At 62.3% G+C, this 14724-nt stretch carries 13 protein-coding genes; 9 read left to right on the top strand and 4 right to left on the bottom strand.

The window, feature by feature from the left end; translation table 11 throughout:
- Positions 1–9: 9 nt before the first annotated feature.
- Entirely contained in the window at positions 10–1992 is a 1983-nt protein-coding gene (locus tag C7I87_RS11085; protein ID WP_149904250.1) for a glycoside hydrolase family 127 protein, read from the top strand.
- A 339-nt stretch (positions 1993–2331) separates the two neighbouring features.
- Here the strand turns inward: C7I87_RS11085 and C7I87_RS11090 are convergent, their stop codons facing one another.
- Positions 2332–2670 carry a hypothetical protein gene (locus C7I87_RS11090; RefSeq protein ID WP_149904251.1) on the bottom strand — a complete coding sequence of 113 codons (339 nt, stop codon included), beginning with the start codon at positions 2668–2670 and terminating at the stop codon, positions 2332–2334.
- A gap of 172 nt (positions 2671–2842) precedes the next feature.
- Here C7I87_RS11090 and xth point away from each other — a divergent pair, with 172 nt between their 5' ends.
- Positions 2843–3619: an exodeoxyribonuclease III gene (xth, locus tag C7I87_RS11095; RefSeq protein WP_149904252.1), complete on the top strand. Its 777-nt coding sequence runs from the start codon at positions 2843–2845 to the stop codon at positions 3617–3619.
- 460 nt (positions 3620–4079) lie between these two features.
- On the opposite strand, the gene C7I87_RS11100 is transcribed toward xth, so the two are convergent.
- The gene (locus C7I87_RS11100) at positions 4080–5882 is read right to left on the bottom strand and encodes a chloride channel protein (RefSeq protein ID WP_149904253.1); all 1803 of its coding nucleotides are present in this window, start codon (positions 5880–5882) and stop codon (positions 4080–4082) included.
- 173 nt (positions 5883–6055) lie between these two features.
- On the opposite strand from C7I87_RS11100, the gene C7I87_RS11105 reads away from it, so the two are divergent.
- On the top strand, positions 6056–6508 hold the full coding sequence (locus tag C7I87_RS11105) for a MarR family winged helix-turn-helix transcriptional regulator (protein ID WP_149904254.1): 453 nt from the start codon (positions 6056–6058) through the stop codon (positions 6506–6508).
- A 716-nt stretch (positions 6509–7224) separates the two neighbouring features.
- Here C7I87_RS11105 and C7I87_RS11110 read toward each other — a convergent pair.
- Together C7I87_RS11110 and C7I87_RS11115 are read right to left on the bottom strand one after the other, a co-directional pair.
- The gene (locus C7I87_RS11110) at positions 7225–7416 is read right to left on the bottom strand and encodes a hypothetical protein (protein ID WP_149904255.1); all 192 of its coding nucleotides are present in this window, start codon (positions 7414–7416) and stop codon (positions 7225–7227) included.
- Between the two features lie 145 nt (positions 7417–7561).
- Positions 7562–7738, bottom strand: a complete 177-nt coding sequence (locus tag C7I87_RS11115; RefSeq protein ID WP_246696250.1) for a hypothetical protein — start codon at positions 7736–7738, stop codon at positions 7562–7564.
- Between the two features lie 456 nt (positions 7739–8194).
- Here C7I87_RS11115 and C7I87_RS11120 point away from each other — a divergent pair, with 456 nt between their 5' ends.
- The 6 genes from C7I87_RS11120 to nirD all read left to right on the top strand — a co-directional run bounded on the left by C7I87_RS11120 (position 8195) and on the right by nirD (position 14721).
- On the top strand, positions 8195–8797 hold the full coding sequence (locus C7I87_RS11120) for an ANTAR domain-containing response regulator (RefSeq protein WP_149904257.1): 603 nt from the start codon (positions 8195–8197) through the stop codon (positions 8795–8797).
- A gap of 2 nt (positions 8798–8799) precedes the next feature.
- On the top strand, positions 8800–10026 hold the full coding sequence (locus C7I87_RS11125; RefSeq protein WP_188393809.1) for a CmpA/NrtA family ABC transporter substrate-binding protein: 1227 nt from the start codon (positions 8800–8802) through the stop codon (positions 10024–10026).
- 353 nt (positions 10027–10379) lie between these two features.
- On the top strand, positions 10380–10556 hold the full coding sequence (locus C7I87_RS35190) for a hypothetical protein (RefSeq protein WP_188393810.1): 177 nt from the start codon (positions 10380–10382) through the stop codon (positions 10554–10556).
- Positions 10557–10620: 64 nt separating this feature from the next.
- A complete protein-coding gene (locus C7I87_RS11130) occupies positions 10621–11919 on the top strand; it encodes an MFS transporter (RefSeq protein WP_149904259.1) in 1299 nt (432 codons plus the stop codon).
- A 19-nt stretch (positions 11920–11938) separates the two neighbouring features.
- Complete coding sequence (gene nirB / locus C7I87_RS11135; protein ID WP_149904260.1) at positions 11939–14386, top strand: nitrite reductase large subunit NirB; 2448 nt, start codon at positions 11939–11941, stop codon at positions 14384–14386.
- A 5-nt stretch (positions 14387–14391) separates the two neighbouring features.
- Positions 14392–14721, top strand: coding sequence for a nitrite reductase small subunit NirD (gene nirD, locus C7I87_RS11140; RefSeq protein ID WP_149904261.1), 330 nt, complete (start codon positions 14392–14394; stop codon positions 14719–14721).
- Positions 14722–14724: the final 3 nt, after the last annotated feature.

Consider the following 14724-nt stretch of genomic DNA (forward strand, 5'->3'; position numbering starts at 1 on the left):
AGTAAGTTCATGACCGCATCGCCACCCCCCCGGCCTGCCACCACGGCCAAGCCGAAGCTCGCCTTCCGCCCGCTGCCGGTGCCGCAGGTGAACGTGCGCGGCTTCTGGGGCGACCGCGCCGAGGCGGTCGCGACGCGCACCGCCGACATCCTCTATGACCGCTGCGTGGAGGCGCGCATGCTGGAGCAGATCGACCCCGACCGCCCCTCGCCCGGTGTCGTCATTCCCTTCCACTCGCCTTCGCCCGACGAGGCCGCCTCCCCCGGCTTCACCGGCTCGACGGTGACCACGCAGATGTTCTGGGATTCCGATCTCGGCAAGACGATCGAGACCGCGGCCTATTCGCTCTACCGGCGCAAGAACCCCGAACTGGAGAAGAAGATCGACGCCGTCATCGACATGTACGGCAGACTGCAGCAGGAGGACGGCTATCTCTCCAGCTGGTACCAGCGCATCCAGCCCGGTAAGCGCTGGACCAATCTGCGCGACTGCCACGAGCTCTATTGCGCCGGCCACCTGATCGAGGGCGCGGTCGCCTACTACCAGGCGACCGGCAAGCGCAAGCTGCTCGACATCATGTGCCGCTATGCCGACCACATCGCCTCGGTACTCGGGCCCGAGCCTGGCAAGAAGAAGGGCTATTGCGGCCACGAGGAGATCGAGCTGGCGCTGGTCAAGCTGGCACGGGTGACGGGCGAGCATAAGTACATGGAGCTGGCCAAATACTTCATCGACCAGCGCGGGCAGCAGCCGCATTATTTCGACGAGGAGGCCCGCGCCCGCGGCGCCGACCCGAAGGCCTATCATTTCAAGACCTACGAATACAGCCAGTCGCATATCCCGGCGCGCCAGCAGGACAAGGTCGTCGGCCATGCGGTGCGGGCCATGTATCTCTATTCGGGCATGGCCGACATCGCCACCGAATATGGCGACGACAGCTTGCGGGTGGCGCTCGACCGGCTATGGGACGACCTCACCACCAAGAACCTCTACATCACCGGCGGGCTCGGGCCTTCGGCGCACAATGAGGGCTTCACCAGCGACTACGACCTACCCAACGAGACCGCCTATGCCGAGACCTGTGCATCGGTCGGGCTGGTGTTCTGGGCGAGCCGCATGCTCGGCATGGGGCCGAACGCCCGCTACGCCGACATGATGGAGCGTGCGCTCTACAATGGTTCGATCTCGGGCCTGTCGCTCGACGGCTCGTTGTTCTTCTACGAGAACCCGCTGGAAAGCCGGGGCAAGCACAACAGATGGAAATGGCACCGCTGCCCTTGCTGCCCGCCCAATGTCGGGCGCATGGTCGCCTCGATCGGCAGCTATTTCTACAGCATGGCGGACGATGCACTAGCGGTTCACCTCTACGGCGATTCCACCGCCCGCTTCGACATATCGGGCGTGCCGGTCACGCTGACGCAGGTGAGCCGCTATCCCTGGGATGGCGCCGTCGAGATCACGGTCGAGCCGCAGGCGCCTGTAGAGTTCACGCTGCATTTGCGGGTGCCGGCCTGGAGCTCCACGGCCAAGCTCGAGATCAATGGCGAGGCGGTCGACCTCGATGATGTGACCAGCGACGGCTACGCCGCGATCCGGCGCAACTGGACAAAGGGCGACCGTATCCGGCTCGACCTCGAAATGCCGATCGAGCGGCTCTACGCCAATCCCGAAGTACGGCAGGATGCCGGCCGCGTCGCGCTGTCGCGCGGGCCGCTGATCTACTGCGTCGAGGCATCAGACAATGACACCCGGCTGCATCGCCTGACCCTGCCCCGCACGGCCGGCATCGAGGCGCATGACCAGCCGGGCCTGCTCGGCGGCGTGGTGACGCTTTCAGGCACGGCGCAAGGCGATGCCGGCGACGACTGGCAGGACGGGCTCTATCGTTCCGAACCGCCGGCCAAGGTCGAGACGCGCCTGACCGCAATCCCCTATTTCGCCTGGGACAACCGCGAGCCCGGAGAGATGCTGGTCTGGCTGCGGGATGGATGACCGCAGACGCTTGCCCCGATTACATCTGGCTTGATTGAGCGGCAGGTAGGGCCGTATTCGGCGCTGCGGTGAGCGACGATGCAATCTCCCGCGCAATGTCATGGACCCCGCACTAATTGCTCGGCCGCATGCGCTTGGCTGCACCTCCGATCGCGTTGCGGAAGGCAGCATCGAAATTTACGCCAGCAACCTCCCCACTTGGTGTCTTCTGTACCAAGTGGCAGGCGCCAAACCGCATGCCAGCCCGGCTCGTTGGTTTCCCAATCGAGGTGCCCGACCAGGATCGCGTCAGCGCCCAATCTGGATTTCAGTCTGGCCAGGCTCTTATGAGACATTGCATCAACTTTTTCCTGCGCGTGCGCCGAGAGATCGACCTCTTTCGCGAATATGATTCGGTATCGCAAAGCGCGCCGAAGCATCTTCAAAGCTGGCGCGCAGGTCCGATCCGTAGACGCCGTCGGCGGCCAGCACATAGCTGCGCGCCATGTCGGTCACTTCGACGACGAGCGCCAGCTTTGGGCGCGCACCTAGCTGTGTCGCGGAAGGAATTGAACTGACCCTTGATGAAGCCGCACGTTTGCGGAGATGGGCGCAGCGCATGCGGCCGTCGCCGGAGGCAATAGACAAATCACTTGCCAGCTTGAAAACAGTCGACCGGGAGAAGCGGGCTGCGATCATGGTTGCTTGTACAGAGGTAGCCGACGCAGACGACTTTCGGCATCACCGCGAAACGCTGTTGCTGCGGGGGTTCTCCGTAGCATTGATGATGGATTAGCGATTTTTGCCCGGAAACCGGGATCGTAGTGACCGTCCGGGCGTTGAGAGGCGCTGCCTAGCCTAGGGAAGCCCAATGACTCGCATCGCAACCTTCAACGTGAACGGCGTCAACGGCCGCCTGCCCGTGCTGCTCAAGTGGCTGGGTGAAACCCAGTACGACATCGTCTGCCTTCAAGAGCTCAAGACGTCTGACGAGAAGTTCCCTGCCGACGCGATCAGGGGCGTCGGTTACGGCGCAATCTGGCACGGCCAGAAATCTTACAACGGAGTAGCTATTCTCGCTCGGGGGGCAGAACCACTAGAACGTCGACGCGGACTGCCCGGGGATCCAGACGACACGCACAGCCGCTACATTGAAGCCGAGGTGAATGGGCTTGTTGTGGGTTGCCTCTACCTGCCCAACGGCAACCCGGCGCCAGGCCCAAAATTCGACTACAAGCTCCGCTGGTTCGATCGTCTGATCAGCTACGGCCAGCTATTGCTTGGAGACGGCGCCATGAGCATTCTCTGCGGCGACTATAACGTCGTTCCGACCGAAATCGACGCCGTGGTGCCCCGACGATGGCTAGGAGACGCGGTGTACTTCCCGGAGAGCCGGCAAGCCTACGCCGAAATGCTTGGGAATGGTTGGATAGACGCCGTCCGGCGCATGCACCCCGAGAAGGGCATCTACACATACTGGAACTTCTCATACCAGGGCGGCTACGATCGAAGCTCCGGTCTCCGAATGGACCATCTGCTTGTGAGCCCTTCCCTTTCGGACAAACTCCGCAATGCCGGCGTGGACATCGAATTGCGCGGGTGGGAGAAGCCAAGCGACCATGCGCCAGCTTGGATCGAACTCGATTGACGGCCACCAAGCCACTCACGCAGTTCCGGAACCGATCAAAATCGCTCCTACGAGCGACGGGCTTACGAAATGTTACTCGACATCGAAGATGTCCACATTTGCTTGGGAAGAGCCGCCTGTCAAAGTCAGCCTCAGTCCCTGAGAACCCGGAGGTTGCCACGCAGTTGGAGGCGAAGGGACGATCAAAGGCGCATTGCCGGCCGGCAACTTTGGGGCCGGTTGAAGACGGTCGGCTTTTAGCGAAGCGGCTTGGAAATTAGCCGTTTCATCTAAGCTCGCGAACTGAGATACGGCCGGCAACGGAGACTGGCATTGCCGGACGCCTATAGCGGTCAACCCTCTCGTGTTCAGAGGCAAGAAGCGCATCCCGTTTAGGATCGATAATGTAAATCGCGCGCATTATCATCTTGCTCATCAATCCCAGCACATAGTTCATGCCATGATATTGACGGCATTTTTGTCAGACCGAATTCGATTTCTTGAAAAAGGGTTGAATTTTGCCTCTTGCACCGAAGCCTACGAGGGCCGAGCGATCGCGTTCCTCTGCCAGCTTCTTGGACCGGACACGCATCAGATCCTTCCAGCCGACATAGCCAACCAGCCGCGCGTCCTCACGCGCGACAACAGGCAGATGCGAGACGTTGGCCATCAGCAGCTTGTCGGAAAGCCCCTCGAGATACTCGTCTGGATAGGCAAGGGTGAGCTTGCCGCCTGCCAGTAATTCGCCAAGCGTTGTGGTGCGGTGCTTACCCGCGCGTCTCCAGCGCAGGATAGCCGGTGGATCGATTATGCCAAGCACATGGCCATCTTCATTGACGACGGGAAAGCTCGGGTGCCGCGTTTGCGGCGCGGTCAGAAAGGCTGCTGCGCCATGCAGCGTCATCGCCGCCGGCACGCTCTCCACTTGCGTGGTCATGACCTCGCGCACCCTGGTCAGCGCCAACGGATCAACGCGATATTCGCGAACCAGGTGATGCCCCCGCCTGGCAATCTTTTCGGTCAGGATCGATCGCTTCATCAACAACACGGTGACGGTATGCGCGGCCGCGCAAGCCGCGATCAAGGGCACCAAGACATGGGTGTTGCCGGTGAGTTCGACCGCAAAGAAAGTGGCGGTCAGCGGTGCGCGCATGGTGCCACCCATGGTCGCCGCCATCGCCAGCAATGGCCAAAAGCCGGGCGTTGCCTCAGGCAGGATGCCGGTGAGAACCTCGCCCATGGCGCCGCCCATGACCAGCAGTGGCGCCAGCACGCCGCCCGACGTTCCAGAACCGAGCGCCACCGACCAGATGATCGCCTTGACCACAAGCAGGAGAAGAGCGGCCGTGGCGATCAAGCGGCCATCAAGCATGCTGGCTATGTTGTCATAGCCTACGCCCAATGCCTGCGGCTCGATCAGCCCGCCAATGCCGACCACCAGGCCGCCGATCATCGGCCACCACATCCAGTGTATCGGCAGCTTCTGGAAAGCGTCTTCGCACGCATAGACCATCTGCGTCAGCAAGCCGGATAGCAGCCCGGCACATATCCCGATCAACACCCAGCCGCCCAAGCCGGTGAACGACGACACCATGCTCCCCTGGGACGGGAAGATCGGCCCCGCCAAATGCAGCATGGAGCGCTCGATCTGGGCAATGATGGCCGCGACGGCGACGGGAATGAAACTTCGCGGCGTCCATTCGAAGAGCAGCAGCTCCACTGCCAGCATGATAGCTGCGATCGGCGTTCCAAACACGGTCGTCATGCCTGCCGCCGCACCCGCCACCAGTAATGTCTTGCGCTCATTGTCGCTGACCGGCAGCATTTGCGCGATCAGCGAGCCAATGGCGCCGCCGGTCATGATGATCGGCCCTTCGGCACCGAATGGGCCGCCGCTGCCGATCGAGATTGCCGACGACAGCGGCTTCAGGATCGCCACCTTTGCGTCCAACCGCGAACGTCCGAGTAGGATTGCCTCAATAGCTTCGGGAATGCCGTGGCCGCGGATCTTCTCGCTGCCGTATCTGGCCATCAAGCCGATGATCAGCGCGCCGATCACCGGAACGACGATGGCGGCGTAACCGAGCGGCGTATCCTGAAGCGTCAGATCGGCAAGCGAGAACTGGCCGAAATAGGCGATGTTGGTGGCCAGCCGGATCAGCTTCAAAAGTGCGATGCCGGCAAACACCGCGGCTGTCGCGACGACAATGGCGATCGCCGCGATGAGCAGCACGCGTGCATCGGTGGTGAAGTCGCGAAGGTGGTGATTTCCAGAGGATTTCATTTGGCAACCCGGCTTTCTGGAGGCGCCGTGCGCCATCCTGTTGTTGGGTCGCTGTGTATCGTGATACGATATAAATGTTCAAGACCGTTATCTGCCGGTCCGCCGCGTCATTTTGGACGGCGACTATGCGCCGGCCGTTGAGCTTTTCCAGAAAAGGGCGATAGAGATCGGGAATGATCACTCCCCAGAAGCCGCGCCCCGCCATCTCCCATGCCGATTACCAGCGCCTGTCCGAATTCCGTTATCTCATCCGCCGCTTTCTCGAGTTCAGCCAGCTTCAGGCTAAGGCCGCCGGCCTCACACCGCGCCAACATCAGGCACTGCTTGCCATCAAAGGCTTTCCAGGTGGCGGATCGGTCACGATTGGCGAACTGGCCGAACGCCTGCGCATCCGCCACCACAGCGCCGTCGAGCTGGCCAATCGCCTTGGAGAGGCGGGATTGGTCTCAAGAGATCAGGACAAAGATGACCAGCGCCGGGTGTTCTTGCTATTGACCGAGCACGCCGAAGATCGTCTTGCCGACCTTTCGGCGGCTCATCTCGATGAGCTCTCGCGCATCGAGCCCATGCTCAGACGACTACTTGATGAGCACCATAAGCAACAACAGATTTCGGGTAACGTGTAATTCGGCCAACAAATGGGCTAGGTGGCCGCATAGGCCCCGATACGATTATGTCTGCTTTCGAGCAATGCCAAAACTTGCCCCAACGGCCGAACTCAGGCGCTTTGCTGCCCGTCAGCCTTGGGGGCCGATTCCGGACAGGCAGCCCCGGAGGCCAGAATGGTGATAACGGACATTCACGCGGTCACCCGCCCAGCAGGGCACAACCCACGCCGGAAACGAACTCAAAACTGGATAAACTGGGGGCAAGGTCACTGCATCCCGCAGGTCGTCTGATAGGGCATTGGCCTGATGCTTGCCTTACCAAATTCAGCTGGAAGCATTTGGTTACCTCGACGATCGAGCTGATCGTTCCGCTCTCAAGTTCGGAGAGCTTCGATTCGTCTAATATTTCCGGAACCATTTTAGCGCACGGGTGGAGGGCTGCCAGCGCGGGGCGCATATGGTTTCTAACGGGACCCAATCCAGCTTATCCATCTATAGCAAGCCGTTGCTAGCGAGGTTCTCGGCTCGTCTGTTCGAATGAAGCCAGCCCGACGCTCACAATGCTACTGTGCCGCAAGCTGGCGACGATCCCAACTCGGCGGTGCCGCCACCAGCCAGGCCCGGCAATGAGTCCCCCTCAACCCCGCCGGACCTCTAATCTGGCCGACATGCTGAGTATCTCGTACATGTCAAAAGCCCCGGTGCAGACCAAAGCACCGGGGCTTTGTTCGTTCCTATATCCGGGTGATCTTATCTAGCTTCAGGCGTATCCGCTGGCCTTCCGCGTAAGCCATCGCGAAAGACTCCAGTTCGAATGATCGGGTAAGTTCTTGGTCGTTTTCGGTGACGCGGACGAACCACTCGCCACAGGCTTCCACCAGTTCGACACGCGCCACAACATTGCGGAACGGAACCACGTTATCCATCGCACGCCTCCCCAGAGAGCAAGGGTAACGTCGATTTTAAGACCACCGAAATTGTTAGATCAAGGCAGATTCTGTCTCCGATTCCGTACCAATTGATCTGGCTGGCTATCGTCTGGCGCAAGTGGGGGGTTAGAGCTATCGGGCCTCAACTTCCTCTAGGGACGATGGTGAGCTTTGGCGCGAGGGCTTGCCGAATGATCTTGGCGGCTTCACCCGTCGTGATGCCGCACTTGCGAGCATAGTAGGCGGCTTCCGTTTCAAGCTCGCCCTCCATTGGGATTTCAATCACCCTCTTTGCTTTGTTCTTGACCTTCTTACCCATGACGCGACTCATACCACAAATTGGACCTGGCTAATATGAGTAGTGGACTATCGCCTCAGAACCGGATGGCATGGCGTTTGTTCCTCTGCCCCTCCTTTCGTACGATTTTGTACGAAAGGAGGGTGCCCGCCTGTCAGGGGCACACAGCATCTGTTGGTTGATCCCGGCCGGCGACGGATCGCCAATGAAGCCGCCGCCAGGCTCACTGCTCGACGGTAAGGCGAAGCCATATAGTTTCTTCAGCATCGCGACCTAGACTAACCGTCATCGCGGTGCCCCACGGTGGAGGCATCGGTCTCCGCTTCTGGCAGTATCCCACCTCATACCGCGGCATGTATCCGCTTACAGATGTCGCAAAGGCGGGCTCTACGTCTGAGATGGTGGCGCGTTGCCGACATCGCGTCTGCACTATGCCACCCCGCATTGCACAATTTCGCAGCTTGGCGATATTGAGGCATGATCCGAACTTCCCTCGCCGTTCTGGTGATCGACGAAAACCGCATCCGCGCTTCGATAATCGAGGCCGGATTGCGCGAGGCGGGTCATCAACAGGTCACCGTCATTCATGACGTCAGCGGCATTGCGCGCCGCATTGCCGAGATCGAGCCCGACGTCATCGTCATCGACCTTGAAAACCCCAACCGCGACATGCTGGAAAACATGTTCCAGCTGTCGCGTGCGGTAAAGCGTCCGATCGCCATGTTCGTTGACCGTTCCGACCAGGCCTCGATCGAGGCGGCGGTCGATGCCGGCGTTTCGGCCTATGTCGTCGACGGGTTGAGGCAGCAGCGCGTCAAACCGATCCTCGACATGGCGGTGAGCCGCTTCAACGCTTTCTCGCGCATGGCGCGCGAACTGGAAGAGGCGCGCAGCGAGCTCGAGAGCCGCAAGGTGATCGACCGCGCCAAGGGCATCCTGATGAAGTCGCGCGGCCTGACCGAAGAGGCCGCCTACACACTGCTACGCAAAACGGCGATGAACCAGAACCGCAAGATCAGCGACATCGCCCAGAGCCTGGTGACCGCAGCCGGGCTTCTCGGACCGGCGGAGGACGAATAGACATGGGCGCCGAGCATCAGATCACTGCCGGCTTCATGCCACTTTTCGATAGCGCTGTCCTGGTCGCGGCCGGCGAACTGGGATTTGCTGCGCGCGAAGGCATCGATCTCACCCTGCACCGCGAGACCTCCTGGGCCAACATCCGCGACCGCATCGCCATCGGCCATTTCGACCTCGCGCACATGCTCGGGCCAATGCCGCTTGCCTGTAATCTTGGCCTCACCCCCCTCGCCTCCGAGACCATCGTGCCCTTTTCGCTAGGGCTCGGCGGAAACTGCATCACCATCTCCAACACCGTCTGGGCAGGCATGGCGGCGCACGGCGCCGTGCCCGACCTCGATCCGGCCCGCGCCGGCGCGGCACTTGGCGCGTTCATCCGCGAGCGGGCGGCCGCCAGCCGCGACCCACTGCGCTTTGCCGTCGTGCATCCCCATTCCGGGCACAATTACGAACTGCGCTACTGGCTTGCCGCCTGCGGTGTCGATCCCTCGCGCGAGATCGAGATCGTCATCGTGCCGCCGCCGTTCATGGCCGACGCGCTGGCCGCCGGCCGCATCGACGGCTACTGCGTCGGCGAACCCTGGAACAGCGCCGCGGTGGCGGCTGGCACCGGCCATATCGTCACCGTCAAGGCGCTGCTGTGGCGCAACAGCCCGGAGAAGGTGGTCGGCGTGCGCAAGGCCTGGGCCGAGCAGGCTCCCGAGGCGCTGGCGGCCCTCTTGCGCGCACTGCATCACTCGGCGCGCTGGTGCCAGAATCCGGCGAACCGCGACGACTTGGCCGCGGTGATGGCGCAACGTGGCTTCCTTGGCCTGCCGCCGGCCGTCCAGATGCCGATCCTGACTGGCCATCTCCGGCTAGGCGGCGGGGCGGAACTGGACATCGACGACTTCTTCGTACCGTTCGACAAGGCCGCCAACTTCCCCTGGAAAAGCCATTCGCTGTGGTTCTACACGCAGATGGTCCGCTGGGGGCATGTCGCGCACACGCCCGAAAACCTTGGCATCGCCCGCGATTGCTACCGGCCCGACCTTTACCGATCGGCGTTGAAGCCGCTCGGCGTCGCGCTGCCAGGCGCCAATGCCAAGGTCGAAGGCGCGCTGAAGGCAGCGACGCCGGTGGGCTCGGCGGGCGCAAGCCTGGTGCTCGGTCCGGATGGCTTCTTCGACGGTCAGATCTTCGATCCCGATGAGATCGACGCCTATATTGCGAGCCAGTCGCACCGCTGATCATTCGTGCGCCATTCTTGTGCACTGCACAAAATTTATGCGATCCATCGACCGGATTGGTCAATGCTTGACCTTATCCGTTGCTGACGCGACCGAACCATGAGGTGGCGATCTAACTGATTTCGTTAGATCTTCCTGCCTGGACAAAAACTGGCACGGTTCCTGCTTTGGAATAAACGAGCCCTTCACGGGCAATCGAACAGGCGTCCAATGGCGGGCGCCACAGGCAAAGCTGCCGCTCAGGTCTACACGCGATCCCGGATGTACGGACGCGAAGGCCTGGACGGCGGCTTTTTGTTTTTGGCCGAACGCGCAATCGACGGCGCTTCCAAGGCGCCCAACCGGAGACGACGATGACGAAACGGATCGGAACAACATCTCTCAAGGATTTCGCCCGTCGCGATTTCGTGGCGAGCGGCGCGCTGACCGCGGTGCTGTTCACCGTGGCGCTCTTGCTGTTTCCCACCGGCACCAAAACAGAGGGCAAGGCTGCGCAAGTGATCGCGCAAAGCGCGGCCTCTTCGCACTGACCGATGCCGCCCCGCATTCACAACCTGAGAATGAGCGCGGCGATGCCGCAAACCGGAGCCTGACATGACCGCAAATCTCCCAGCCGCGCCCAGCCAGGACACTGCTCCCCGGCAGGCGCTCGTGATGTCCACCATCGCCTTCACCGTCTGCTTCGCGGTGTGGACGATCTTTTCGATCATCGGCGTGCGCATTAAGCAGGATCTCGGGCTGAATGAGACGGAGTTCGGCCTGCTCGTCGGCACGCCGATCCTCACCGGCTCCCTCGTACGCATGGTGCTCGGTGTCTGGACCGACCGCTTTGGCGGGCGACTGGTCTACACGGCGACCATGCTTGCAGCGGCGATCGCGACCTTCCTGCTGGCTTTTGCGCATACCTACGCGCAGATGCTGGTCGCCGCGCTCGGCGTCGGGCTCGCCGGCGGCGCGTTCGCCGTCGGCGTATCTTATGTCTCGCGCTTCTTCCCCGCCGACAAGCAGGGCACGGCCCTCGGCATCTTCGGTGCCGGCAATGTCGGGGCCGCGGTCACCAAGTTCCTGGCGCCGTTCGTGCTTCTCTCCTGGGGCTGGCAGTCGGTCGCGCTGATCTGGGCGGCCGCACTCGTCGTCATGGCTGCCATCTTCTGGTTCACCACCGGCGACGATCCGGTCATTCGCGAGCGCCGCGCCGGCAAGGCAGCACCCACGAGGAGCTTTTGGCAGGAATTCGCACCACTCAAGAACCTGCAGGTCTGGCGCTTCGCCTTCTACTATTTCTTCGCCTTCGGCGCGTTCGTCGCGCTATCGCTGTGGCTGCCGCGATACCTGATCGGCGTGTACGGCTTCGGGCTCGAGGCCGCCGGCATGATCGGTGCCGCCTATTCAGTTCCCGCAAGTGTCTTCCGCGCTTATGGCGGCGTGCTCTCCGACCGGATCGGCGCCCGCACCGTGCTCTATTCCACCTTCGCCGTCAGTGCCGTCGCGACCCTTGTTCTGTCTCTCCCCTCGGCAGACTACGTCGTGCGCGGCATCAGCGGGCCGATCGCCTTCCATTTCGAGATCGGCCCGCTCGCCTTCATTGCCGTCGCCAGCGTGCTCGGCTTCTTCATGAGCCTGGGCAAGGCCGCTGTCTACAAGCACATCCCCGCCTACTATCCGCAAAATGTCGGCGCGGTTGGTGGCGTGGTGGGCATGATCGGCGGGCTCGGCGGCTTCATCCTGCCGATCGCCTTTGGCGCGCTCAACGACCTCACCGGCGTCTGGTCGAGCTGCTTCATGCTGCTCTTCCTGATCGTCGTTTCCTGCTTTGCCTGGATGCACTTTTCAATCCGGCGCATGCGCGCGGCGACGGCTAACGCCCCAACACTTTCCTACGCGGCCGAGTGAACGGGAGCGGAGTAAGCACATGACCGAAAAACTCGTCATCATCGGCAACGGCATGGCTCCCGGGCGCATGCTGGAGCATCTGCTGGAGCAGGCGGGCCGCTACGTCGTCACCATCTTCAACGCCGAGCCCCGCGTGAACTACGATCGCATCATGCTGTCGCCAGTTCTCTCCGGCGAGAAAGCCTATGAGGAAATCATCATCCATGGCGACGGCTGGTACATCAAGCACGGCATCACCCTCTACAAGGGCCACAAGATCGTAGCCATCGACCGGCAAGCGAAGACCGTCACCTCCGACCACGGCGTGACCGAGCCCTACGACAAGCTCGTCATCGCCACCGGCTCTGTTCCGTTCATCATCTCAGTGCCGGGCCACAACCTGCCGGGCGTGCTGACCTATCGCGATCTGGATGACGTCCAGGCGATGATGCTTGCCGCCCAGTCGCGCGCCAAGGCCGTGGTCATCGGCGGCGGCCTGCTCGGGCTCGAGGCCGCGGCCGGACTGAATTCGCAAGGCATGGACGTCACCGTGCTGCATGTGATGCCGACGCTGATGGAACGCCAGCTCGATCCGGCCGCCGGCTATCTCCTGCAGCGCGCCGTCGAACAACGCGGCATCAAGGTCATCACCAAGGCCAACACCCAGGCCATTACGGGCAATGGCAAGGTCGAGCAGGTGGAACTCGCCGACGGCACCGTCATCCCGGCGACGCTGGTGGTGATGGCGGTCGGCATCAGGCCGAACGCCGCGCTTGCCAAGGATGCAGGCATCGCCGTCAACCGCGGCATCGTCGTCGATGCCGGCATGCGCAGCAACGACCCCGACATCTTCGCGCTCGGCGAGTGCGCCGAGGTGGGCGGCATGGTCTATGGGCTGGTGGCGCCGCTCTACGAGATGGCGCGTGTTGCGGCTCGTCAGCTTGCCGGCGACGAGACCGCCGCCTTCGTCCACATGGACACGCCGACCAAGCTCAAGGTCACCGGAATCGATCTCTTCTCGCTCGGCGACTTCGCCGACGGCGATGACCGTCAGGAGATCGTGCTGCGCGACGCTTCCGCCGGCGTCTACAAACGCCTTGTGCTCAGGGATGACCGCATCATCGGCACCGTGCTTTATGGTGAGACATCAGACGGCGCCTGGTTCAACGACCTGAAGAAGAAGCAGACCGACATATCGCAAATGCGCGATACGTTGATCTTCGGCCAGTCCTACCAGGGGGGTGCCCCGCTGGACCCTATGGCGGCCGTTGCAGCCTTGCCGGATGATGCGGAAATCTGCGGCTGCAACGGCGTCTGCAAAGGCAAGATCACGGGCGCGATCACGGGCAAGGGCTTGACTTCGCTCGACGACGTGCGCGCCCACACCAAGGCGTCGGCCTCCTGCGGCTCCTGCACCGGGCTGGTCGAAAAGCTGATGGTGCTGACCCTCGGCGACACCTACAACCCGGCTGCGGTGCAGCCCATGTGTTCCTGCACCACGTTCGGCCATGACGAAGTACGCCGGCTGATCAAGGCCAAGCGCCTGAAGACTATTCCGGCGGTCATGCAGGAGCTGGAGTGGAAGACCTCCTGCGGCTGCGCCAAATGCCGGCCGGCACTCAACTACTATCTCGTCTGCGACTGGCCGGATGAGTATGCCGACGACTACCAGTCGCGCTTCATCAACGAGCGCGTCCACGCCAATATCCAGAAGGATGGCACCTATTCGGTGGTGCCGCGCATGTGGGGCGGCGTGACCAATGCGGCCGAACTGCGCGCCATCGCCGATGTCGTCGATAAATTCGAGATCCCGATGGTCAAGGTCACCGGCGGCCAGCGCATCGACATGCTGGGCATCCGCAAGGAGGACCTGCCGGCGGTGTGGGCCGATCTCGGCCAGGCCGGCTTCGTCTCGGGCCACGCCTATGCCAAGGGCCTGCGCACGGTGAAGACCTGCGTCGGCTCCGACTGGTGCCGCTTCGGTACGCAGGATTCGACCGGGCTCGGCATCCGCATCGAGAAGTTCATGTGGGGCTCGTGGACGCCGGCCAAGGTCAAGATGGCGGTGTCGGGTTGTCCGCGCAACTGCGCCGAGGCGACCTGCAAGGATGTCGGCGTCATCTGCGTCGACAGCGGCTACGAGATCCACTTCGCCGGTGCCGCCGGTCTCGACATCAAGGGCACGGAAGTGCTCGGCCTGGTCAGGACCGAGGACGAGGCGCTGGAGCACATCGTGGCGCTGACGCAGATGTACCGCGAGCAAGGCCGCTATCTCGAGCGCATCTACAAATGGGCCAAGCGCATTGGCATAGCCGAGGTCAAGCGCCAGATCATGGATGATGGCGAGAAGCGTCAAGCCTATTACGAACGCTTCGTCTTTTCCCAGAAATTCGCGCAGGTCGATCCGTGGTCCGAGCGCGTCTCCGGCAAGGACAAGCACGAGTTCCGGCCCATGGCCTCGGTCGGGTTTGCCGAGGCGGCGGAGTGACAATCATGAACTGGATCGCGATCGGCACCATTTCCGATATTCCCCGGCGTGGCGCGCGCTGTGTCGCCACCCCGCAGGGCAAGATCGCCGTCTTTCGCACGGCGGACGACGAAGTCTTCGCCATCGAGGACCATTGCCCCCACAAAGGCGGGCCGCTGAGCCAGGGCATCGTCCATGGCGCGGCCGTGACGTGCCCCTTGCACAATTGGGTGATCTCGCTGGAGACGGGCAACGCGCTTGGCGCCGACGAGGGCGCGGTGCGCACGATTCCCGTGAAGCGGGAAGGCGAGCGCCTGTTCATCGCGCTGGACGCGCTGGCCAGCCGCGCGGCCTGAACC

Origin of the sequence: Mesorhizobium sp. SARCC-RB16n, from assembly GCF_008520305.1 — a bacterium.
GTDB lineage: Bacteria > Pseudomonadota > Alphaproteobacteria > Rhizobiales > Rhizobiaceae > Mesorhizobium.

Bases quoted from the DNA above. Each gene is read 5' to 3' on its own strand.
- C7I87_RS11090 (WP_149904251.1), bottom strand. From the start codon at position 2,670: ATGATCGCAGCCCGCTTCTCCCGGTCGACTGTTTTCAAGCTGGCAAGT.
- C7I87_RS11110 (WP_149904255.1), bottom strand. From the start codon at position 7,416: ATGGATAACGTGGTTCCGTTCCGCAATGTTGTGGCGCGTGTCGAACTG.
- C7I87_RS11120 (WP_149904257.1), top strand. From the start codon at position 8,195: ATGATCCGAACTTCCCTCGCCGTTCTGGTGATCGACGAAAACCGCATC.
- C7I87_RS11115 (WP_246696250.1), bottom strand. From the start codon at position 7,738: ATGGGTAAGAAGGTCAAGAACAAAGCAAAGAGGGTGATTGAAATCCCA.
- C7I87_RS11125 (WP_188393809.1), top strand. From the start codon at position 8,800: ATGGGCGCCGAGCATCAGATCACTGCCGGCTTCATGCCACTTTTCGAT.
- C7I87_RS11085 (WP_149904250.1), top strand. From the start codon at position 10: ATGACCGCATCGCCACCCCCCCGGCCTGCCACCACGGCCAAGCCGAAG.
- nirB (WP_149904260.1), top strand. From the start codon at position 11,939: ATGACCGAAAAACTCGTCATCATCGGCAACGGCATGGCTCCCGGGCGC.
- C7I87_RS35190 (WP_188393810.1), top strand. From the start codon at position 10,380: ATGACGAAACGGATCGGAACAACATCTCTCAAGGATTTCGCCCGTCGC.
- nirD (WP_149904261.1), top strand. From the start codon at position 14,392: ATGAACTGGATCGCGATCGGCACCATTTCCGATATTCCCCGGCGTGGC.
- xth (WP_149904252.1), top strand. From the start codon at position 2,843: ATGACTCGCATCGCAACCTTCAACGTGAACGGCGTCAACGGCCGCCTG.
- C7I87_RS11105 (WP_149904254.1), top strand. From the start codon at position 6,056: ATGATCACTCCCCAGAAGCCGCGCCCCGCCATCTCCCATGCCGATTAC.
- C7I87_RS11130 (WP_149904259.1), top strand. From the start codon at position 10,621: ATGACCGCAAATCTCCCAGCCGCGCCCAGCCAGGACACTGCTCCCCGG.
- C7I87_RS11100 (WP_149904253.1), bottom strand. From the start codon at position 5,882: ATGAAATCCTCTGGAAATCACCACCTTCGCGACTTCACCACCGATGCA.